At 40.8% G+C, this 25,557-nt stretch carries 6 protein-coding genes and 1 pseudogene; all 7 read left to right on the top strand.

All coding sequences use genetic code 11. The features are described 5' to 3' along the window. The first annotated feature begins 46 nt into the window (after positions 1-46). Positions 47-1,477 (top strand): condensation domain-containing protein, encoded by a 1,431-nt coding sequence (locus AACW45_RS29345; RefSeq protein ID WP_190636518.1) that lies wholly within the window; start codon positions 47-49, stop codon positions 1,475-1,477. Between the two features lie 209 nt (positions 1,478-1,686). After that, the gene (asnB, locus tag AACW45_RS29340) at positions 1,687-3,546 is read left to right on the top strand and encodes an asparagine synthase (glutamine-hydrolyzing) (protein ID WP_190636516.1); all 1,860 of its coding nucleotides are present in this window, start codon (positions 1,687-1,689) and stop codon (positions 3,544-3,546) included. A 38-nt stretch (positions 3,547-3,584) separates the two neighbouring features. After that, positions 3,585-4,364 (top strand): aspartyl/asparaginyl beta-hydroxylase domain-containing protein, encoded by a 780-nt coding sequence (locus tag AACW45_RS29335; RefSeq protein ID WP_190636514.1) that lies wholly within the window; start codon positions 3,585-3,587, stop codon positions 4,362-4,364. Between the two features lie 106 nt (positions 4,365-4,470). Next, complete coding sequence (locus tag AACW45_RS29330) at positions 4,471-11,145, top strand: non-ribosomal peptide synthetase (protein ID WP_190636513.1); 6,675 nt, start codon at positions 4,471-4,473, stop codon at positions 11,143-11,145. Positions 11,146-11,156: 11 nt separating this feature from the next. After that, positions 11,157-15,884: a type I polyketide synthase gene (locus AACW45_RS29325; RefSeq protein ID WP_190636511.1), complete on the top strand. Its 4,728-nt coding sequence runs from the start codon at positions 11,157-11,159 to the stop codon at positions 15,882-15,884. Between the two features lie 189 nt (positions 15,885-16,073). Continuing rightward, positions 16,074-19,493: a non-ribosomal peptide synthetase gene (locus AACW45_RS29320; protein ID WP_190636509.1), complete on the top strand. Its 3,420-nt coding sequence runs from the start codon at positions 16,074-16,076 to the stop codon at positions 19,491-19,493. 14 nt (positions 19,494-19,507) lie between these two features. Then, positions 19,508-25,555: pseudogene (locus AACW45_RS38495) on the top strand (aminotransferase class III-fold pyridoxal phosphate-dependent enzyme); the annotation flags it as partial. Positions 25,556-25,557: the final 2 nt, after the last annotated feature.

Below are 25,557 nucleotides of genomic sequence, written 5' to 3'. Positions count from 1 at the left end.
TGCGCCTGTAGCGTGATACCTCCTCAGCCACACCAAATCTTTAGATATGAACCCTAAAAATATCGAAGATATCTACACACTCTCGCCTACACAACAGGGGATGTTTTTTCACATCCTCGCTAATCCTGACTCTGGGATGTATTTTGCACAACAAATGTGCATTTTACATGGAAAGTTTAACTTCTTCGCCTTTGAGCAAGCTTGGCAAAAAGTAGTAGCTAGACATCCAACCTTAAGAACAGCTTTTGTTTGGGAAGGGCTGAAAAAGCCAATTCAAATAGTTCACCGCCAAACAACATTATCAATAATTCAGTATGACTGGTCTGAACTTTCTCCTACTGCTCAAGAAGCGCAGTTACAAGATTATTTACAAGCAGATAGAAAGCGAGGTTTCAATCTTTCTCAGCCACCTTTAATGCGTCTAGCAATTATCCGAATAGCAGCAAACACCCATCAGCTAATTTGGAGTAGTCACCACTTAATTTCCGATGTTTGGTCTGATGCTATCCTGCTCAAAGAAGTTTTTACTTTTTATCGAGCATTTGACGAAGGCAAAAATATTGAGTTACAACCAAGCCGTCCCTATCGAGACTATATCACCTGGTTAAAACAACAGGATTTAACAGCAGCAGAAAAATTTTGGCGGCGAGAAATTCAGGATTTGAGAATACCTACTCCTCTAGGAATAGACGAAAATAACCGGAAATTATCTAATCAAGAAGAACATTATGCTCAACAGGAAGTTGAATTTTCTCTGAATACCACAGAAGCATTAATTTGTCTAGCAAAACAGGAGCATTTAACCTTAAATACCCTATTAATGGGAGCTTGGGCTTTACTTTTAAGTCACTATAGCAGCAACAAAGATGTGGTTTTTGGCACAGTTTTGTCTGGTCGTCCAGTTAATTTGGCGGGAATTGATGCTATGGTTGGGCTTTTTGTCAATACTTTACCTGCAAGGGTGAAAATATCTGCTGAAGATTTACTTTTGCCTTGGCTGAAATCTTTACAAATCCAACAAATAAATTTGCGTAATTATGAATATAGTCCCTTAGCACAGGTTCAAATTTGGAGTAATGTCCCTAAAGGTTTACCTTTATTTGAAAGTATTCTAGTAGTTCAAAACTCCAAAGTTGATATTTCTCAATTAGGTACACAACACTTAAAACTTGATAATATTCGTTCGGTTGCGAGTACTCATTATCCTTTAGCAATTGTCGCAATACCCGGCGCAAATTTAGGGCTACATCTGCTCTATGATTTACGCCGATTTTCTGGTGTGACGGTTACTAAAGTCTTGAGCCATTTTCAAGAAATTATTAAAGCTATGGTCGCAAATCCTGATAGTCAATTGGGGAATTTAATTAAAATAATTGATGACTTGGAGAAAAAGGAAAAATCTCTGGCTTTAGAAGCACGTCGGCAATTAAATGCTAGCAAGTTAAAGAGTATTAGACCACAGGTGATGGGATTATAGCAAGTGTGTTTGAGTTATGAGAATTGTTTTTTGGCGTTGCTGATTGAGAATATGAATTTACCTCACGCAGAGACGCAGAGTCGCAGAGAGTAAGAATTGAGAAGAGTTGATTTTTGACTTTCATATTCAAATTCAGCAATGTTTTTTTAAAACAACGATATGAGGTAAATGAGAATACACAGAAGAAAGGAAAGGGAGGGGTGTGATTTATGTGCGGTATTGTGGCAATGTTCTCGACAGGAGAGCCAATTTCAACAGAGGCGTTAGCAAAAGCAACCCAGAGGTTAAGCTATCGTGGCCCAGACAAGCAGTCTCAGTGGATAGCAGCTCATCAACTAGTGGGACTGGGACATACACGGCTCAGTATTATTGATTTGACCACAGGAGACCAGCCCATTGCAAATGAAGATGGGCAATTACATGTTATTGTCAATGGGGAGTTTTACGATTTTGAACGAATTAGGTGTGAGTTAAAACACAAGGGACACCGATTCAGTACTTGTTCTGACAGCGAGATTGTTCTCCATTTATATGAGGACTTGGGGACACAATGCCTACATCATCTCCGGGGAGAGTTTGCATTTATACTGTGGGATGAGTCGAAGCAACTGCTTTTTGCTGCCCGCGATCGCTTCGGTATTAAGCCACTTTTCTATACAATTGTTGGTGACATCCTTTATTTAGCATCGGAAGCCAAAGCTTTATTTGCCGCAGGTGTTCCGGCTCGTTGGGATCAGGAATCATTTTTTCAACAGTTATTTCTTTACGCCAACCAAGACCGGACATTATTTGCAGGTGTCTATCAAGTACCACCCGGTCATTATCTTTTGGGAACACGCGACGGTGTAAAACTTGTACGTTATTGGGATCTTGATTATCCAAGAGACGATGATTCACAACCACGATACACAAATACTGAATATATTGCACAAATTCGGCACAAATTGGAAGAAGCTGTTAAAATTCGGCTACGCGCTGATGTGCCAGTAGGTAGTTTTCTCAGTGGTGGACTTGATTCATCTGCTGTCTTTGGTATAGCAGCAAAACATAGTTCCCAGCCAGTTCGAGCTTTTACTGTCACCTTCGATGAAACTGGTTACAATGAAGAAGCAATAGCCCGCGAGACAGCAGCAAGGGTAGGAGCAGAGTTTCAGCCCATTCTCCTCAAACAATCTGATTTTGCTGACCATATTACTGATGCGATTTGGCACGCCGAGACGTTAGATACTAACTCCCGTGGTGTTGCCAGATATTTACAAAGTCGCGTGGTACATGATTCAGGCTATAAAGTTATTTTATCCGGCGATGGTTCTGATGAAATATTCGCTGGATACGGTCATGTAAAACAAGACTTGCGGCTTAATCATACAAAACAGGAATTAGAAAATACTTTACCCAATAGCACGCCCGCTTTCTTAGCAAGCGTCCAACAAACCTTGGGGTTTGTGCCATCTTGGTTAAAAAATGTAGCTGTAGATAGAGCTTTTTTTCCTGTTTTACTTGCACCTGATTATGCTTTCAAATTTGCTAAACAAGATGTTTATCGCTTCTTTTTAGAACAGTTTGATTTTCCCGGACAACTTGCGGGGCGAAATCCAATTATTCAATCATTATATTTGTGGTCTAAATCAATTTTGCCTAATTATTCATTATTTGCAGAACGTTTAGAAATGGCACACGCTGTTGAGATTCGTGTCCCATTTTTAGATCATCATCTCTTCGAGTTAGTGCGTGAAATACCAGTTTCGCTGTTAACTCATGGAATGCAAGAAAAATATCTACTCAGGGAGGCGGCTCGACCTTTTTTGACAGATACAGTTTATCACCGTCCAAAGCATCCTTTTACTGCTCCACCTGCTACTTTGACAAGCAACAATCGCCTGTACACATTAATGCAAGAATCTTTACGGAGTTCAGTTATGGCATCAATACCTTTCTTTGATCAAAAAACAGTTATTGCTTTGTTAGATAAACTTCCCACAATGACAGAACGTCAACGTATTGCCATAGATTCAACCTTATTAATGCTTTTATCTACCTATATTCTTCACACTCAATATCATTTGTAATTTGTTTCAGACTATATACTCAAAAAAGAAACTTAAATATGAATAATTCCTCCAAAAGCTTGCCAAAAAACTCAGATGAGAGATTAAATGAATTTCTGAGAATCGTCAAAGGATTACAAACGCGCCCACCAACACAGCCTGGGCAAAATCCTGATTTCTTTTATCCAGGCTTGACTGCTAAACCTTGGCATAATTGTGCTGATTTTGAATGGATAAAAAATCTAGAAGAATCATTCCAAATAATTAAAAATGAATTATTTAATTTATATAATAAAAAAGGTTTCGTATCATATATGCAACCAGAAACATCTGACAATTATAGACAACGTACTGATTGGTTCCAATACTATTTTTACCTCCAAGGCAGAAAATTTGAGGAGAACTGTCTTCATTGTCCAGAAACAACAAAACTTTTGGAAGCAATTCCCAGACGCACAGGAGTAGCCTGTTTTTCTGCCTTAAGTCCAAACACAATTATAGAACCGCATTGTGGCCCGACAAATGCCAGAATTAAATGTCATTTAGGCTTAAAGATACCTTTGGGATGTTCTATCCGTGTTGGAGACGAAACAAGAACATGGGAAGAAGGAAAGTGTTTGGTATTTGATGATTCTTTTGAACATGAAGTTAGGATTAATGCTAGCTCAAGTAGAATTGCTTTGATTGTGGATGTTTGGCATCCTGAACTGACAGACATTGAAGTTAATGCTCTTGAGTCACTTGAGCAGACTGAATTTGCAGAGTATATCCAAGAAGGTTGGCGGGTAGTAGATGAGACAAAACCTCACATCCTAACAAAGGATTGGTGGAGAGAGTAAGAATTCAGAAATCACAAGTCATATCTGATTGATGATTAGTTAATTACTACACAAATCATTGATTTATCAATTGTTTTTTATATTTAATAGAGGATAAATTGAGCAAATGCAAGCTGATATTATTGAAGGATTTCAAATCTCGCCTCAGCAAAAACGTCTCTGGTTACAACAGCAGAACAGTGTAGCTTATTGCGCTCAGTTAGCTATACGAATTGCAGGTAATCTCAATATTCAGCAGATACAAGAAGCCTTACATCAGGTTGGAGAACGACATGAGATTTTTCGGACAAGTTTACAAGTAGTAGATGAAATAAAAAAACCAATTCAAGTTATCCAAAAATCTCTTAATATTTTATGGCGATATGTTGATTTAAGCGGATGTTCAAAAGAGAAGCAACAAAATAGCATTAATGATTTTTGGGCTGAGGAGAGTAGATATATTTTTGATTTAAAAGAAATTGCTATTTTACGTCCTACTCTAATTACTCTGTCTCAACAAGAATATATTTTAGCGATCGCTTTACATTCTCTTTATGCTGATGGGTGGACTCTGAACAATTTAGTCAGAGAAATTATTACTTTATACAAAATCCAGAATCAGCAATCATTAGCTGCACCAATTCAATATATTCAATTTTCGGAATTACAAAATGAATTAATAGAATCGGTGGATTCCCAAACAGCAATCAAAGGGTGGCGTAACCAGGATATTGATTCTCTGCTGAATCTTAAGCTGGTGATGGAAAATCAGCTTTTGGAGCCAAGAGAATTTGCACCCAAAGTTTTATCATGCACTATTAATTATGACTTGGAGATGAAAATTAAAGCAATTCTCCGGGAACATAATATTTCAGGTAATGTATTTTTTCTAGCTTGTTGGCAAGTCTTACTTTGGCGACTAACTGGACAATCAGATTTAATAGTAGGAATTATCTGTAATAATCGAGTTTATGAAGAACTCCAAGACATGATGGGACTGTTTGCTAAGTGCTTACCAGTTCAATGTTGTTTAGAAGAAAACGCTAAATTTAGTGAGGTGATTACAAAGGTTAGCGAATCAATAAGCCAAGTAGAAGAATGGCAAGAGTATTTCTGTTGGGAACAACTAATTAATGAAGCTCATAATAGAGAAAAATTGCCGTTTTTTCCCTACTGCTTTGAATTTGAGGAACGCCAAACAACTTGTTTAGCCGATGAAATCTCATTTACAGTTGATAAAAAGTATGTCTGCTTTGACCAATTCAAAGTCAAGTTGTCTTGTGTAGATATAGAAGGTGGCTTGACTACAGAATTTCACTATGATTCTAGTTTATTTTCAGATACAGCAATTGAAAATTTAGTAGAACAATTTTATACATTATTAGAAAGTGCTGTTAGTAATTCCAATATATTAATTAGTAACTTACAAATTCTCAGTGCAACCGAGCGTCAAAAACTGTTATTTGAATGGAACAATACAAAAGCAGATTATCACCAAAAACAATGCCTGCATCAGTTATTTGAGAGTGTTGTGGAACAAACACCTAATGCAGTAGCGGTGGTGTTTGAAGATGAACAACTAACCTACAGTGAACTCAATGCTAGAGCAAATCAACTAGCACATTATTTACAACAACTGGGAGTCAAACCAGAGGTATTGGTTGGCATTTGTGTAGAGCGATCGCTCTTTCTCATCATAGCTCTACTAGGGATTCTCAAAGCTGGTGCAGCTTATGTACCCTTAGATCCAACCTATCCCCGCGAACGGCTGGCTTTGATGTTAACAGATGCCCAAGTTCCCATACTATTAACTCAGCAGCACTTGGTCAAAGATTTACCAGAATGTCAAACCAAAGTAATCTGCTTAGATAGTGACTCGCAAATTGCCCAAAATAGCCAGTCAAACCCTATCAATCAGACAACACCTGAAAATTTAGCTTATGTGATCTACACTTCTGGATCAACTGGTACTCCTAAAGGTGTTTTGGTGACTCATGGAAATGTCACTAGGCTATTAAAAACAACTGAGTCTTGGTTTAACTTTAACCACAATGATGTGTGGACTCTGTTTCATTCAATTGCTTTTGACTTCTCAGTTTGGGAAATCTGGGGAGCATTGCTTTATGGGGGAAGGTTGGTGATAGTACCTTACTGGTTGTGTCGCTCACCCAAAGACTTCTACAATTTGCTGTGTCAAGAAAAAGTTACCGTACTTAACCAGACTCCTGGAGCCTTTCGCCAACTTATCCAAGTAGAAGCATCTTCGGAAACTGGATTAGATTTGGTTTTGCGCTGGGTGATTTTTGGTGGAGAAGCTCTTAACCTCCAAAGTTTAAAGCCTTGGTTTGAACTACATGGCGATCGCTTCCCCCAGCTTGTCAATATGTACGGCATTACCGAAACAACGGTACACGTTACTTATCGTCCACTAAGTATAGCCGATTTGCAACTTGGTTTAGGCAGCGTCATCGGTCGCCCAATTCCCGATTTACAGGTTTATTTGCTCGATTCACATCAACAACCAGTCCCTATTGGTGTACCTGGTGAAATCTACGTAGGTGGCGCGGGTTTGGCTCGTGGTTATCTCAATCGACCAGATTTGACTGCTGCTAAATTTATTAATAACCCCTTTTGGGGAGCAGGGGAAGCAGGGGGAGAATTTCTAACTCCTCACTCAACAGTCAACAGTCAACAGTCAACAGTCAACCGTCAACAGCGCCGCACTGAGCATGTCGAAGTGTCAACCGTCAGCACTCTCAAAAGTCGCCTTTATAAAACTGGAGATTTAGCTCGTTTTTTACCGAATGGAGAACTGGAATATTTAGGACGAATCGATGAGCAAGTGAAGGTGCGGGGGTTCCGCATTGAGTTGGGAGAAATTGAGGCGGTACTAGCACAACACCCTGCTGTCAGGGAAGCTGTAGCGATCGCCCAAGAGGAAAATTACAATAAACAGTTAGTGGCTTATGTTGTTCCCAGTAATCAGCAAATTCTGAAAATTAGCGAGTTGCGCTCTTTCTTAACTAAGCAATTACCAGACTACATGGTTCCTGGTTTGTTTGTCATACTTGATACTTTACCGCTAACTAGTAATGGCAAGATAAATCGCCAAATACTTGCTGCACCTGATAAAACACGTCCTGAATTAGATGAAGCTTTTGTAGCTCCTAGCACTCCCCAAGAACAGATACTCGCAAAAATTTGGGTTGAGGTTCTCGGTGTTGAACGAGTTGGGATTTATGATAACTTTTTTGCTTTGGGTGGAGATTCGATTTTTAGTATTCGAGTTCAATCTCTGTCGCAACAACAAGGATTGAGTTTTACCATTGAGCAACTATTTCAATATCCCACAATTTATGAATTAGCCCAGAATGTAACTATTATAGATGTCGCCGTTACAGCAAATTTAGTTCAAGATTTTAGTCTCATATGTGAAGAGGATAAAGTAAATTTGCCTGACAATTTAGAGGATGCTTATCCTTTAAGTAAACTGCAAATGGGGATGCTTTTTCATAGTGAGTATGACACCAAAACTGCTGCTTATCACGATATTTTTAGCTATCAATGCCAAAGTTTTTTCGACTTTTTAACTTTACAAGCTGCAACGCAACAATTGGGAATGCGTCACCCAATTTTACGCACTGCGTTTAATTTTACAGACTATACTGAGCCGTTGCAATTGGTTCACCGAAAGGTAGATATTCCCTTAGATATGGAAGATTTGCGGCATTTATCTAATATTAAACAAGATGAGGTAGTGGCTGCTTGGATAGAGTCGGAAAAACAACGGTCTTTTGATTGGCAGCATCCGCCGTTATTACGCTTGCAAATTCATCGCCTAACTGAAGAAAGGTTTCAGTTTACTCTTAGCTTTCACCATGCCATTCTTGATGGATGGAGTGTGGCTTCTATGCTGACTGAGTTATTTCAAATTTATTTTGGTTTATTAGGGAAAAAAGTTGCTTTAATTCAGCCACCATCAATTAGTAAATTTCGAGATTTTGTTGCTTTCGAGAAAAAAGTTATTGCATCGCCAGAATGCAGAAATTATTGGCTTGAGAAACTACGCGATCGCACAATTTCAAATCTCCCTCGCTGGTATCCTCGCCAGCAATTAACTAGTAAAAATCAAGTTGTCACCCAAGAAGTTTTTCTATCTGCTGAGGTTTCCCAAAAACTGCAACAACTGTCTCAATCAGAGAATCTTCCCCTGAAAAGTATTCTCCTAGCCGCACATCTGCGAGTGTTAAGTTTTCTCAACGGACAACCCGATATCATCACGGGTTTGGTGTCTAATGGTCGGTTAGAGGAAGCTGATGGTGAGCGAGTTTTAGGACTGTTTCTCAACACCCTACCCTTGCGTGTTTTGCTAACTGGGGGAACATGGATAGAACTTGTGCGGAGTATCTTAGCCGCAGAACAGGAACTATTACCCTTTCGCCGATACCCATTAGCCGAATTACAGCGCCTTTTAGGTAATCAACCTCTGTTTGAGACGGCGTTTAACTTTGTTCACTTCCATGTGTATCAGGGAGTTTTGCAAGTTGAAGGGATGCAGTTGTTAGAGACAAAATTCTTTGGTGCAACAAACTTTAACTTTGTGGCAGACTTTGGTTTAGTACCCGCTTCATCCCAAATTACACTCCACCTCAGCTACAAAACAACGGAATTTAGTGCAGAACAGATTCAGACAATTGGCGATTATTATCTCAGAACTCTAGTTGCGATCGCCAATCAACCAACAGAACGCTATGAGTATCACTCACTACTTTCGGCGCAGGAACAACACCAGCTACTAGTAGAGTGGAATCCCACTGAAAGCAACTATCCCCAACAGTGTATTCATCAGTTATTTGAAGCGCAGGTAGAGCGATCGCCTGACGCGATCGCAGCGATTTATGAAGGTGAACAACTCACTTACCAACAACTAAACCAGCGTGGGAATCAATTAGCACATTACTTACAAAAGCTTGGTGTCAAACCAGAGGTATTAGTGGGAATCTGTGTTGAGCGCTCCTTAGAAATGCTAGTTGGACTACTAGGTATTCTTAAAGCTGGTGGCGCTTACGTACCTTTAGACCCCGAATATCCTCAAGAGCGTTTGAATTTTATGCTCTGTGATGCAAGGGTCTCAATATTATTGACCCAGGAAAAGTTAGTCACTAAAGTTTCTGAGTATCAAGGCTTATTGATTTGTTTAGATACAAAAAACACAATATTTACTAATAAAAATACAGAAAATATAGCCAGTATTGTTCAACCTGAGAATCTAGCCTATGTAATTTATACTTCGGGTTCTACTGGAAAACCCAAGGGAGTGATGATCCCTCACCAAGGACTCGTCAATTATTTACATTGGTGTACCCAAGCCTATGCAGTCGCCGATGGATGCGGTTCTCCGGTTCATTCTTCCCTTGGGTTCGATGCAACTATTACTAGTTTATTCTCTCCTTTGTTGGTGGGGCAGACTGTAGTACTGCTACCAAGCAAGCAAGAAATAGAAGTACTCAGCAACGTTTTAAACTCTCAAAGCAATTTTAGCCTGATTAAAATTACCCCAGCTCATCTAGAAATGTTGAGTCAGTTGTTATCGGTGAAAAAGATTGCAACTCAAGTCAAAGCGATGGTGATTGGTGGTGATGCTTTATCGGCAAATCACCTAGCATTTTGGCGTAATTATATGCCTAACACCAGAATTTTTAATGAGTATGGCCCAACCGAGACAGTTGTGGGATGCTGCGTTTATGAAGTTTTAAAAGAAACTGACATAGCCAATTCTATTCCCATTGGTAGAGCGATCGCCAACACACATCTATATATCCTGGACTCTCATTTGCAACTAGTTCCCGTGGGAACTCCCGGCGAACTCTACATTGGCGGCGCTGGTGTGGCGCGAGGCTACCTCAACCAACCTCAATTAACTGCTGATAAGTTCATTCCTCACCCCTTTAGCAATTTTAGATTGCCGATTTTAGATTTTAGATTGGGGGATTCTAGTGAGGATTCAGAATCTTGTGAAACTCACGCACAATTTAGCAATCCAAAATCTCAAATCCAAAATCTAAAATGGAATCGCTTGTATAAAACTGGGGATTTAGCCCGCTATTTAACTGACGGTAATATTGAATACCTCGGTCGGAGCGATCGCCAGGTGAAAATTCGTGGCTTCCGCATTGAACTGGGAGAAATCGAAGCGCTGCTAAATCAACATCCTGATATACGGCAAACTGTGGTATTCAATCGGGAAGATCGCCCAGGTGACAAACGGCTTGTAGCTTATATCGTACCTTTGTTAGGTAAAATTCCTAGTTTTAGTCACCTGCGCGACTTTCTTAAAGAAAAACTACCTCAGTATATGGTACCTTCAGCCTTTGTGGTGCTAGAAGCGCTACCATTAACCGCCAATGGCAAAATAGACCATCAGCAATTACCTCCACCTGAAGATTTACCAACAGAACTAACAGCCGCTTATGTTGCTCCCCAATCTCAAACAGAAATAATGCTTGCTAATATTTGGCAAGTAGTACTGAATGTGGAAAAAGTGGGAATTTATGATAATTTTTTTGATTTAGGCGGACATTCTTTACTGGCAGTTCAAGTTTATAGCCAACTGCGAGAAATTGTTTACAAAGATATATCAATAGTCGATTTATTTACATATCCAACTATCAGTTCTTTTGCCAAATATCTGAATCAAGGAGATACTTTTGAGCCGGAAATCAAATCTTTACCGACCTCCCGGAGAGCAGCCTTAAGGCAGCAACGCCAACGCAGAAATAGTTACCCTGCCACTGAAAATTAGGAGTCCTGCACATGAATCATCAAGAAGCATTCAACGAACCGGAATCTATAGCCGTGATTGGCATGGATGGACGTTTTCCTGGCGCAAAAAACCTAAATTCATTTTGGCAGAATCTACGTGATGGTGTGGAGTCAATTTCTAGTTTTACTGATGCAGAATTATTAGCTTCCGGGGTGGATGCACAACTTTTACAAGACCCCAACTATGTGAAAGCCAAAGGAGTTTTAACAGATATTGAATTATTTGATGCTGCCTTTTTTGGCTTTAATCCCAAAGAAGCCGCAATCACAGATCCGCAACATCGGCTATTTTTAGAATGTGCTTGGACAGCTTTAGAAAATGCTGGTTATAACTCGGAAATTTATCCAGGTCGCATTGGTGTTTATGCTGGTGTGAGCCTTGGCGGTTACTTATTTTATAACTTGGCTAACAATGAAAATTTACTGGAATCAATTGGTACTTATCAAACATTATTAAGTAATGACCGTGATTTTTTAACCACACAAGTTTCTTACAAATTAAACTTAAATGGGCCAAGCGTAGTCATTCAAACTGCTTGCTCTACCTCACTAGTTGCAATTCATTTTGCTTGTCAAAGCTTGATTGCTGGTGAAAGTGATATGGCACTGGCTGGCGGTGTTTCTATTAGCGTACCCCATCGAGTTGGTTATAGTTATCAAAAAGGAGGAATCTTTGCTCCTGATGGTCACTGTCGCGCCTTTGATGCCAAAGCTGAGGGAACTGTTGCCGGTAGTGGCGTTGGTATCGTGGTTTTAAAACGATTAGAAGATGCTTTAGCAGATAGAGACTGTATTCACGCAGTCATCAAGGGGTCAGCTATCAACAACGACGGTGCTGTTAAGGTTGGTTATACAGCCCCCAGTTTAGAAGGACAAAAAAATGCGATCGCCCAAGCCCAAGCCGTCGCCGGTATAGCAGCGCAAACAATTACCTACATTGAAACTCATGGAACAGGCACAGTTCTAGGCGACCCCATTGAAATTGCCGCACTGCAAGCGGCGTTTCGTGAGAGTACTGCCAAAAATGGTTTCTGTGCCATTGGTTCGGTAAAAACCAATATTGGCCATTTAGATGCGGCTGCGGGTGTCGCAGGCTTGATTAAAACTGTTCTAGCACTGAAGCACAAATTAATTCCTCCCAGCTTGAACTTTCAGCAGCCCAATCCGCAAATTGACTTTTGTAACAGTCCTTTCTACGTCAACACTACTTTGTCCCCTTGGGAGACAAACAACATCCCCCGGCGGGCGGGTGTGAGTTCCTTTGGCATTGGGGGGACTAATGCTCATGTCATTGTGGAAGAAGCACCCTCCATCGCAGCTTCCAGTCCTCCTAGACCTTGGGAATTGTTACTTTTGTCTGCTAAAACCGCTTCTGCTTTAGACATAGCCACAGTTAATTTAGTTGAACATTTGAGGTTAAATCCGGAAATTAACTTAGGAGATGTTGCCTACACCTTGCAAGTCGGGAGACGAGGCTTTAACCATCGGCGGTTCTTGGTTTGCCAAGATATTAACGATGCAGTCACAACACTAGAAATCAAAGATTCCCCCAGAGTTTTGACTTTTCACACTGAACAGCGCCACCCGCCTGTGGTGTTTATGTTTCCCGGACAGGGAACACAGTATGTAAATATGGCCTGGGAACTTTATCAAGTTGAACCGACGTTTCAAGAGGCACTTGATTTGTGCTGTGAACTTTTCCAAAGACACCAGGGGCTTGACTTACGTAAGGTGTTGTATCCCCAAGAACAAGTTGAAACTGCGACACAGCAATTAAACCAGACTGCTGTAACTCAATCGGCGCTGTTTGCGATCGCCTATTCTCTTGCTAAGTTGTGGATGTCCTGGGGCATTCATCCCCAAGCGATGATTGGACATAGCATCGGTGAATATGTAGCAGCACATCTGGCTGGTGTTTTTTCCTTAGAAGAGGCTGTGGCGTTGGTAGCAGCACGGGGACAGATTATGCAGCAATTACCCCGTGGGTCAATGTTAGCTGTGCCACTTTCTGCCCAACAGGTGCAACCCTTCTTAAACGAGCAACTTTGTTTAGCAGCGATTAATGCCCCATCCTTGTGTGTAGTTTCCGGTTCTACAGATGCGATCGCTCAACTAGAAAATCACCTCGTTACCCAAGGTTTGAAAGTTCGCCGTCTTTTGACCTCTCATGCTTTCCATTCCCAGATGACCGACCCGATTTTAGAATCATTTAGACAGCAGGTAAACCAAGTTCACCTCCATCCTCCTCAAATTCCCTATGTATCCAACGTTACAGGTAATTGGATTACAGATATAGAAGCAACAGACCCCAACTACTGGGTTAAACATCTGCGGCAAACAGTTCGCTTTGCTGATGGGCTGAAACTTTTGTTACAAGCATCAAATCGGCTGTTCCTAGAAGTAGGCCCTGGAAAAACCTTAAGCACATTTGTCAGACAATCTTTACAAAAAGCAGATCATCATTTCATATTATCCACCCTGAAGCATCCACAAAACCAACAATCAGATCGAGAATTTTTACTCACAACACTTGGTCAAATTTGGCTAGCTGGCGTAGAGATTAATTGGTCGAAATTTTATCAATATGAAAAACACGTTACAGAAGCTTTCCCCAGGAGTCGCCTACCTTTACCCACCTATCCATTTGAGCGCCAGCGTTACTGGATCGAACCACAAAAACAGACAGATACTCTGAACAAATACGCCCCATCATCAAAGAAAAACCCAGATATTAATTCTTGGTTTTATATGCCGGTCTGGAAACAATCTATGCCGCCTCAGCCTGTTTACAACACAGAAATGATAAAGCAAAAGTCATGCTGGCTAGTTTTTGTCGATGAATGTGGCTTAGGTACTCAACTTGTACAACGATTGCAACAAGAAAACCAAGACGTTATTTCCGTGGAAGTGGGAGAGGAATTCGTCAAAGTTAACCAACACAGATATATCCTCAATCCTCAACAACGTGATGATTATGACACCTTAATTAACAACCTCGGTGTTATCAACAAAATTCCCCAAACAATTGTGCATTTATGGAGTGTCACCCCAAATCAACATACAGACTCAGACATTGATTTTTGGCAAAAAACTCAAAACTTAGGCTTTTATAGCTTGCTATACCTAACACAAGCTTTAGCAGAGCAGAATTTCACAGACTCCCTACAAATTGCCCTAGTCTCAAACAATATACAACAAATTACAGGACTGGAAACACTCTGTCCAGAGAAAGCAACTATACTCGGTGCTTGTAAAGTAATTCCCCAAGAATATCCGAATATCACATTAAAAAGCATTGATATTGATATAGACATTAACAAATCTAAAACGCCTGATCCTCTCTGCGACTCTGCGCCTCTGCGTGAAAAAAATTCTCCTGCAAATAGCAAACACCACCAAACAGTAACCACCCACAAAGAAAAACTGGTAGACCAAATTTTATCAGAACTTATTGCCAAACTTCCTAACTCAATCATTGCTTACCGTAGCAATCATCGATGGGTGCAAACTTTTGAATCTGTACAATTAGATATTTCACCAACACCAAGACTGCGCCATCAAGGAGTTTACCTCATTACAGGTGGATTGGGAGGTATGGGTCTAATTCTTGCAGAGTATTTAGCACAGACAGTACAAGCAAGATTAATATTAATCGGGCGTTCAGCTTTTCCTAGTAGAGAAGAATGGCAACAATGGCAACAAACTCACGATCCTCAAGACAAAATCACTAGCAAGATATTAAAAATCCAAGCACTAGAAGAGTTGGGTGCAAAAGTTTTAGTCAAGAATGCCGATGTAGCCAACCTAGAACAAATGCAACTGATAATACAAGAGGCATATCAAACATTTGGCGCAATTCACGGTGTGATTCATGCAGCTGGAATTGCTGGCGGGGGTGTCATTCAACTGAAAACCCCAGAAGTAGCAGAAAGTGTATTTTACCCCAAAGTTATAGGAGCTAAAGTCCTCGATACTATCTTGAAAAATCAGCAGTTAGATTTTTTCATACTTTGTTCATCCCTCAACTCAGTTTTAGGTGGATTCGGTCAAATAGACTATTGCGCCGCTAATAATTTTTTGGATGCATTCGCTGATTTTAAAACAGCTAAAGACGGAATTTTTACCATATCAATTAATTGGGATACTTGGCAAGAAGTGGGAATGGCAGTCAACACAGCAGTGCCAATTGAACTGAAACAGCTACAACAAGAAAACCTCAACAAAGGAATATTATCATCAGAAGGTCAAGAGGTATTTTCTCGGATTCTGCGGCAACATATTCCTCAATTAATTGTTTCCACACAGGATTTGAAGCTGGTTATTGAGCAAAATCATAGTTTAAAGGTATCATCGACTTTAGAGAAATTTCAGCAACTTCGTGAATCTAAATCAACACATTCCAGACCAAAATTACCTAATGCTTACGTAGCCCCCAGAAACGAAACTGAACAGATTATTTCCCAAGTGTGGCAAGAACTTTTGGGTATTGAGCAAGTAGGTATTCACGACAACTTTTTTGAATTAGGAGGACATTCACTGCTAGCTACACAATTAATGTCTAAAATCAATGAAGTATTACGAGTAGATTTACCAGTCCGTAGGTTACTAGAAGCATCAACCATCGCCCAATTAGCCGTGATGATTGAAGCAGTTCTGATTGCAGAAATAGCAGAGTTAACTGAAGAACAAGTTGAATATTTTCTAAAGGTTGAATCTTAATTCGTAATTTAAATGGGCGGAACACCATGTTAAATATGTGTAAAAATTAGCTGTATTTACCTGTTGGGGTCTAATTCCCTAAATCATGCAATTACGAATTACTTTAATTAGGCTGAAATAATATCAATCCAAAATCTAAAACTTGTACTGAGCGTAGCCGAAGTATCCAAAATCTAAAATTCTCTGACTATGGCAAACAAAAATATTGATGAACAACGATCGCAACTTTCAGCAGCTAAACAAGCTCTACTAGCAAAGCGGCTACGGGGTAACTTGACAACCTCCTCTTCCGAACAAGCTGAAGATTCTCTCAGCCTACTGCCTGTAATTGTGCCTAATCCAGAGCAAAAATATTTACCTTTCCCCCTCAACGATATGCAACAGGCTTACTGGATAGGTAGAAATAGCTTTATGGAATTAGGTAATGTCTCAATCCATGCCTATTGTGAAATCGAAATGGTGGATTTAGACATAAAACGGCTGAATTTAGCATGGCAGCGATTAATAGAACGTCATGATATGTTAAGAGCGATCGTTTTGCCAGATGGTCAACAGCAGATTCTCGAACAAGTTCCTGCATATCAAATCCAACTTCGGGATTTTCGGGGACAAGATCCTGAGATCATTGCTTTAGAGTTAGAAAAAACTCGCGATCGCATGTCTCATCAAGTGCTACCGAGTCACCAGTGGCCATTATTTGAGATTTGTGCTTCTAGAGTAAGCGATCGCCTGACTAGAATCCACATTAGCATTGATGGTATATTCTTCGATGCTTGGAGTTATCGCATTCTTTTTCTCGAATTGATTCAACTATACCAAGCTCCCCAAATTCCTCTTCAGCCCCTTGAGCTTTCATTTCGAGACTATGTTTTAGCCTTGGTGGCTTTGCAAGCATCTCCACTATTTCAACGCTCCCTAGAATATTGGCAGCATCGCATCCTTACCCTACCTCCCGCACCAGAGTTACCCCTGGTAAAAAATCCCAGTTCATTATCTCATCCTAAATTTGTGCGTCGTCACGCACAATTAGAGCCAGAGGCATGGCTAAGGCTAAAAAATCGGGCTGCGAAAGCTAACTTGACAGCCACCGGACTATTGTTAGCTGTCTATGCAGAGGTTTTAGCTGTTTGGAGCAAAAGTCCTCGATTTACCATCAATGTTCCACGCTTCGATCGTTTGCCCTTGCATCCCCAAGTTAACAAAATTATTGGAGAATTCGCCTCATCTACTCTACTAGAAGTAGATAATTCCCAACAAAATTCTTTTGAAGTCCGCGCACAGCGTATTCAGCAACAACTATGGCAGGATTTAGAGCATCAATTTGTTAGTAGTGTGCGAGTCCTGCGAGAATTAGCCCACAACCGCAGAAACATCTTAGGAGCGACAATGCCTGTAGTGTTCACCAGCACTCCTAAAGAAGTAGAAGGTAGGGATAGTTCCCAAATTACTGACTGGCCGGCAGATATTGGGGAAATAGTTTACAGTTTGGCGCAAACGCCTCAAGTATGGCTGGATTTTCAATATAACGAGAGTGCTGACGGTTTGGAATTTAACTTGGATGCTGTGGAGGATCTCTTTCCCACGGGAATGGTTGACGACATATTTACAGCTTATTGCCGTCTTCTGCAAAACTTAGCCGAGCAAGAAGAACCTTGGCAAGAGCAAACAAGGCAACTAGTCCCACCAGCCCAACTTGCTCAAAGAGCAGCCAGCAACGCCACCGCAGCCCCCATACCCGAAGAAACGCTCCACAGCTTGTTTATCTCCCAAGCACTACAACGACCCCAACAAGTTGCTGTGGTTGCCACCAACAAAACTTTGACTTACGAGGAATTATATCGCCACTCGCATCAAATCGCTCGCCACTTGCAGCACTTAGGTGTCCAACCTAACACTTTGGTGGCGGTAGTCATGGAGAAGGGATGGGAGCAAATTGTAGCCGTATTAGGGATTTTAATATCGGGAGCTGCCTACTTACCCATTGACCCCAATTTACCCAAAGAGCGCCTGTGGTATCTCCTAGAAAATGGCAAAGTCCAGCAGGTTTTAACCCAGTCTTGGCTAAATAATACCTGGGAATGGCCAGAGGGCATCCATCGGCTTTGTGTGGACACCGCAGAACTCACCAATGAAAACCACCAGCCCTTAAAATTGGTCAACGAACCGGATAACTTAGCTTATGTCATCTACACTTCTGGTTCTACTGGGCTTCCAAAAGGAGTGATGATTGCTCATCGGGGTGTAGTCAATGCAATTATCTACACTAACCAACGCTTTGGTGTGAGTCCAACAGACCGAGTATTAGCTTTAACGGCTTTACACCACGATATGTCAGTTTTTGACATTTTTGGGGTTTTAGCTGCTGGAGGTGCGATCGTGATGCCAGCAGCCTCAGCCAAACGCGATCCCACCCATTGGTCTGAACTCATACAAAAACAGCAAATCACCATTTGGAACTCAGTACCAGCGATGATGGAAATGTTGGTGGAGTACTTTCATATTCAACCTCAGTTGAGATTTGAGAGTTTACGGTTAGCGTTTCTCGGTGGAGATTGGATTGGCCTAACTCTACCTGATAAAATCACAGCTATAGCCCCAAGGGCGCAAGTAGTCAGTGTTGGCGGCCCTACGGAAACAACTCTTTGGAACATCTGCTACCCGATTACAACTATCGACCAGAATTGGAAAAGTATTCCTTATGGTCAAGCGATCGCCAATTGCCGATACTATATCTTAAATGATGCACTAGAAGACTGTCCGGTATGGGTAGCAGGACAAATTTACTGTGCTGGAATTGGTCTAGCCAAAGGGTACTGGGAAGATGAGGAAAAAACCCGTGCTAGTTTCATCACTCATCCCCGAACTCAAGAGCGTTTGTACTCTACTGGAGACTTGGGGCGTTATCTTCCTGATGGCAACATTGAATTTTTGGGGAGAGTCGATTTTCAGCTGAATATTCTGGGACACCGCATCGAACCCGGAGAAATTGAAGCCAGTCTAGCACAACATCCAGGAGTACGAACTGCTGTAGTTACTTCTGTGGGCGAACAGCAAGACAAGCAACAGTTAGTAGCTTATGTAGTTTTGCACCCAAATCAAATCACAACTGATGAGTTGAGGAGTTTCTTAAGTGAAAAGTTACCCGCCTACATGGTGCCGTCAACTTTTATTGTACTGGATGCTCTGCCACTCACGCCTAACGGTAAAATAGATCGCCAAGCTCTACCTGCAATAGAAAGTTGGCGATCGCAATTGGCTGCTAGTTATGTGATGCCACAAACAGAGATAGAACGAAACATCGCTAATATTTGGCGAATTGCACTCAATATTGAGAAAATAGGCATCCACGATAACTTTTTTGAACTTGGTGGTAATTCACTACTCATGGTTAAGGTTCATAGTCAATTGTGTGCAGTCTTAAAAATAGAATTATCAATGGTCGATATGTTCAGATATCCTACGATAAGCTCTTTATTAAAACACCTGAATATTGATAAACAAAATACATTATTTGCTTCCCAAATCAACGCTCAAACTGAGGAAATTAAAGCTGGTAAAAATCATCGTAAAAATCGAATGCAAAAATTAAATTCAATTAATGACAATTAAAGGATTAACAAATAATGGAAAATTACAAATTTGCGAATCATGGCGAAGAAATAGCGATTATTGGCATGGAGGGGCGTTTTCCCGGTGCTAAGAATCTCAATGAATTTTGGCGTAATCTGCAAAATGGTGTAGATTCAATTTCTTTTTTTACAGATGAAGAACTATTAGAATCAGGAATAGAATTAAGTACTATTAAGGCTCCTAACTATGTTAAAGCCCGCGCCGTTTTAGAAGACGTAGAATTATTTGATGCTTCATTTTTTGGCTTTAATATTAAAGAAGCTGAAATTACCGATCCCCAACATCGGATTTTTTTAGAATGTGCTTGGTCAGCCCTGGAAAGTGCTGGTTATAATTCCGAAACCTATCAAGGTGCAATCGGTGTCTATGCTAGTGCTGAACTAAACACTTATTTATTTAATTTTTATGCAAACAAAGATATCACCGAATCAGTTGATTATTTTCAACTTTTGATTGGTAATGATAAGGATTATTTGACTACACGGGTATCTTACAAACTCAATCTAGAAGGGCCGAGTTATACAGTGCAAACTGCCTGTTCCAGTTCTTTAGTTGCTGTGCATTTAGCCTGTCAAAGCTTACTGAATGGGGAATGTAAGATGGCTTTGGCTGGTGGGGTTTCTATAAATGCCTCACGCAAATCTGGCTATTTTTATACAAATGGGGGCGTTTTGTCTCCCGATGGTCACTGTCGTGCTTTTGATGCTAAAGCACAGGGAACTGTGGGCGGTGAAGGTGTGGGAATTGTGGTTTTGAAGCGATTAGAAGATGCTCTAGCAGATCAAGATTGCATCCATGCTGTCATCAAAGGTTCTGCTATTAATAACGATGGAGCAAATAAAGTTAGCTACAGCGCACCCCGGATAGATAGCCAAGCCAAGGTGATTAGAACCGCTCAAGTTGTAGCCGAAGTAGAACCAGAGACGATAACTTATATTGAAACACACGGCACGGGAACATTTTTAGGAGATCCAATTGAAATCGCTGCACTCACACAAGCTTTTCGTAGCAGCACTCACAAGAAAAGCTTTTGTGCCATTGGTTCAGTGAAAACAAATGTTGGGCATTTGGGTGTAGCTGCTGGAATTACAGGTTTGATCAAAACTGTATTAGCACTCAAGCACAAACAGATACCACCTAGTTTGTATTTCCAAGAGCCTAATCCCCAAATAGATTTTATTAACAGTCCTTTCTACGTCAATACTAAATTATCTGAATGGAAGACCAATGGCACACCTCGACGCGCAGGTGTGAGTTCCTTTGGTGTGGGTGGAACTAATGCCCATGTGATTGTTGAAGAAGCCCCGATGAGAGAGCAGGGGAGCAGGGGAGCGCGGGAGCAGGGGAGAAAATATCATCTGATAGTTCTTTCTGCTAAAACCGCATCAGCATTAGAAACTGCTACAACGAATCTTGTGCAGCATTTTCAGCAAAATCCTCATTTGAATATTGCGGATGTGGCTTTTACCCTTGGTGTCGGTCGCCGAGCTTTTGAACATCGCCGGATGGTAGTTTGCCAAAACCTTGACGATGGGGCGAAAGTCCTAAAAACCCCAGACCCGCAACGAGTTGTGACCAATTTCACCGAACCCTGTCAGCGACAGATTGTGTTTATGTTTCCTGGTCAGGGCGCTCAGTATGTGGATATGGGTCGGGAACTTTATCAAACTGAGCCAATTTTTCAACAACAAATTGATTACTGCTGTGAATTGCTCAAATTACCTTTAAAACTGGATCTGCGTGATATTCTTTATCCGAGCCAAGAACAAACTGCAACTGCGGCACAGCTACTTACACAAACTCATATTACACAGCCAGCGCTGTTTGTCATTGAGTATGCTCTAAGTAAGTTGTGGATGGCGTGGGGTATTCATCCAGAAGCGATGATTGGTCACAGTATTGGTGAGTATGTTGCGGCAACTCTAGCTGGTGTGTTCTCCCTGGAAGATGCTTTAGCACTAGTAACTATTCGCGGACAACTGATGCAAAAACTTCCAGGTGGTGCGATGCTGGCTGTTCCACTATCTGAGTCAGAAATCACACCTCTGTTAGGCGAGATATCCTTAGCCGCAAGTAACGCGCCAGAAATGTGTGTGGTTTCAGGAACAACAGCAGCTATTGATGAGTTGCAACATCGTCTGAGTCAGCAAGGTGTAGATTGTCGTCGTCTGCATACTTCCCATGCTTTTCATTCTCCAATGATGGACTCGATTTTAGAGCCATTCATCAAACAAGTTAGCCAAATCAGCTTAAATCCGCCCAAAATACCCTTTGTGTCTAATTTAACAGGCACTTGGATTACCACAGATCAAGCGATCGCTCCAAGTTACTGGGCAAAACACCTACGGCAAATGGTACGCTTTAGCCAGGGAATTGCTGAGTTACTACAAGAATCAGAGCGAATTTTTTTAGAGGTCGGCCCAGGACGAACATTAAGTACTTTGCTCGGAAAGCAAAAAGCGGCTGGTCATCTGGTTCTCTCTTCACTAAGACATCCACAAAATCAACAATCGGATGTAGTGTTTTTACTGAATACACTGGGTAAACTTTGGCTGCAAGGAGTTGATGTCGATTGGTCAAAATTTTATGGACATGAGCCACGCTATCGTCTGATATTGCCTACCTATCCCTTTGAGCGCAAAAGATACTGGATTGCTCCCCAAAATATTCAGTATAATTCATTACCTCAAAATACCACCTCTATCCATGAGACTAAAGAAATCTTAGCGTCTCCCTTTGAGGAAGCAAGCTACACTCTCTTTGTTGGAATCCCTAACTCTTCGCAATACAATCAAATTTTGCCAGTCCTCAAAGAGATTTTGAGTAATTCTTTGGGGGTAAATTCGGCTGAAATCAATATTCACGCTAATTTTCTGGAAATGGGTGCAGATTCTCTTTCATTACTGCAAATTAGTCGCGCCATTGAAAAACAATTAGGTGTGCAGATTTCTTTTCGCCTGTTACTAGAAGATTTTTCGACTGTTGATGCTTTAGCACTGCACATAGTTCAACAACTACCACCAGAAGAACCAACGGTAACGGTTTCACCCCAAGAAACAATACCCAAACTCCCCAACCAAAAAGACGACAAGCCTATAGCTAGTAAAACCAATATTGAGCAGATTATCACACAGCATCTTCAGGTCATGTCTAAATTAATAGACTTATTGCCTGAAGGAAAGTTATCTCAAAATCCATCGCCGTTATTAGAAAATATTCAATCTCCTGGACATCAAAGTCAACAACTTAATCATACTAAATTATCAACAGAAATAGCATCTAAAAATGACCAAGTAACATCCTCATTAACGCCTGTTCAGCAACAACATCTTGACTCATTAATTGCCCGTTTTATCCAGCGTACACAAGAATCTAAACGACTTACCCAAGCTTATCGTTCATGCCATGCGAATAGCAGGGCAATATCAGGATTTCTTCCCTCTATTAAAGAGATGATATATCCCATTCACGGACAGCGTGGAGTCGGTGCGAGACTGTGGGATGTGGATGGCAACGAATATGTAGATATATCGATGGGATTTGGTACGCTGTTATTTGGTCATTCGCCATCTTTTATTGTCGAAGCTGTGCAAGAGCAGATGGCTCAAGGCATCTTACATGGGCCGCAATCCCGTCTTTCAGGGCAAGTTGCTGAGTTAATTTGCTTTCTCACAGGTGCAGAGAGAGCAGCTTTTTGCAACGATGGCACAGAGGCAGTTATGGGAGCAATTCGCCTAGCACGCACCGTTACAGGACGCTCTAAAATTGCTTTATTTGCGGGTTCTTATCATGGTAACTTTGATGGGGTTTTAGTTAAAGGAATCACAGGCGACGATGGAAAATTGCGTTCGATTCCCGCAGCTGCTGGTATTCCATCTTACATTGTCGAGGATGCGATCGCTCTAGACTATGGCAGCAGTGAATCCCTCGATGTAATCAAAGCCCATGCACATGAATTAGCCGCCATTTTAGTTGAGCCGATACAAAGCAGTCGTCCAGATTGGCAACCCAAAGAGTTTTTACATGAACTCAGGGAATTAACCAAAAAAACAGGAATTGTCTTAATTTTTGATGAAGTGATTACCGGCTTTCGGATGCACCCTGGTGGCATTCAAGGCTTATGGGATATTCAAGCAGATATTACCACCTATGGAAAAGCCGTTGCTGCTGGTTTACCCATCGGGGTAATAGCTGGCAAAGCACAATTTTTAGACGCACTCGACGGTGGTTTTTGGAACTATGGTGATGAGTCTTATCCGCAAGCAGAAACCACTTTTTTTGCTGGTACTTTTTTCAAACATCCTCTAGCAATGAGCGCCGCTTATGCTGCACTCAATCACATTAAAAATACTAGTCCCCAACTTCAAGAAAAGTTAAATCAAAGAACAACGCAACTAGTTGAAACCCTTAACAGTTACTTCGAGCAAACACAAGTACCAATTACTGTAGTTAATTTTGGTTCACTCTTCCGGTTTAATTGTCAAACGAAATTGAGTAATTTATTTTTCTATCACCTACTGGAAAAAGGTGTTTATGTTTGGGAAGGACGCACCTTTTATTTATCTACGGCTCATACTGATGCAGATATTGAAAAGATAATTTCGGCAGTCAAGCAAAGCGTTGTAGAAATGCAAGCTGGAGAGTTTTTACCATCTATTCATATTTCTACCAAGAATTTATCATCCGCTAATGCCTACAGCAACCAAAATTCAAAATATGCCCGGAAGATACCTTTAACAGAAGCACAAAAACAGCTTTGGTTTGTCGCCCAGATGGGAGACAATGCCTCTCGTGCCTATAACCAATCAATTACTAGTCACCTGCGCGGATTTTTTAATTTAGAAGCAATGAATAGGGCTGTTCAAAAAATTGTCAATCGTCACGAAGCTCTACGAGTCACTTTTAGTCCTGAAGGCGATTATCAAAAAATTCCAGCCAATTTACTCATAAACATTCCTTTCATTGATTTTTCAACTTTAGAATACAATGAACGGCAAGAGAAAATATCAGAGATGTTAACAACAGAAGCTCAACAAATTTTTGACCTAGAACAAGGGCCATTACTGCGGCTTCATATTGTTAAGCTAGAGTCACAACATCATCTGTTAATTTTTACTATTCATCATATTATTGCCGATGGTTGGTCAATTAATATTTTGCTGCGAGAATTGAGTACAATTTATTTTGCAGAGTGCCAAAATGTTGCTTATAAACTGCCAAAACCGATGCAATTGAGTGATTATGCTCAGTGGGAAGCAAGTCTGCAACAAAGTCCAGCAATGGCAAAAGCTGAGGCTTATTGGCTCAAACAATTTGCAGGGACAGTACCAGTATTGGAATTACCTACGACTCGCTCCCGTCTAGCGGTAAATACATATCAAGGTTCTCGACAAAAAATCAAGATTGATACAGCATTATATGCAGATTTAAAACGTCTGAGTGGACAATGTAACTGCACTTTATTAACCACACTTCTAGCTGGATTTATAGTGTTAATACACCGATTAAGCAGTCAGCAAGATATTGTTGTTGGTATCGTTTCCGCAGGACAATCTGCTTTCAAAGATGGATATCTTGTCGGTCATTGTGTGAATTTATTGCCGATACGTACTCAGGTTATTGGAGATGCAAAATTTACAGAGTATCTAAATACAGTCAAGCAAGTACTGTTAGATGCTTATGAACATCAAATTTATCCTTTTATCAAGTTGATTGAGAATTTAAATCTACCGCGAGACTTAAGTAGATCGCCTCTAGTAACAGCAGTGTTTAATCTAGAAAAAGCGTCATTGCAATCACAGAGTTTTGGTGAGGAATTTACCGTCAATCAAAATCATACTCATACTTCTCAATTTGATATTAGTTGGGATATTACTCAAACAGATAATGAGCTTTTTGTCGAGTGTGAATATAACAATGACTTATTCGATCGCCAAACGATTCAGCGTTGGCTTGGTCATTACGTTACCTTATTAGAAGGTATGGTTGCTAGACCTGAGCAATACCTTTGGGAGTTACCATTATTAAAGGAAGCAGAGAAATT

It is taken from the genome of Calothrix sp. FACHB-168 (genome assembly GCF_963889195.1).
GTDB lineage: Bacteria > Cyanobacteriota > Cyanobacteriia > Cyanobacteriales > Nostocaceae > Aulosira > Aulosira anomala_A.
This window is presented reverse-complemented; position numbering and strand designations above follow the sequence as displayed.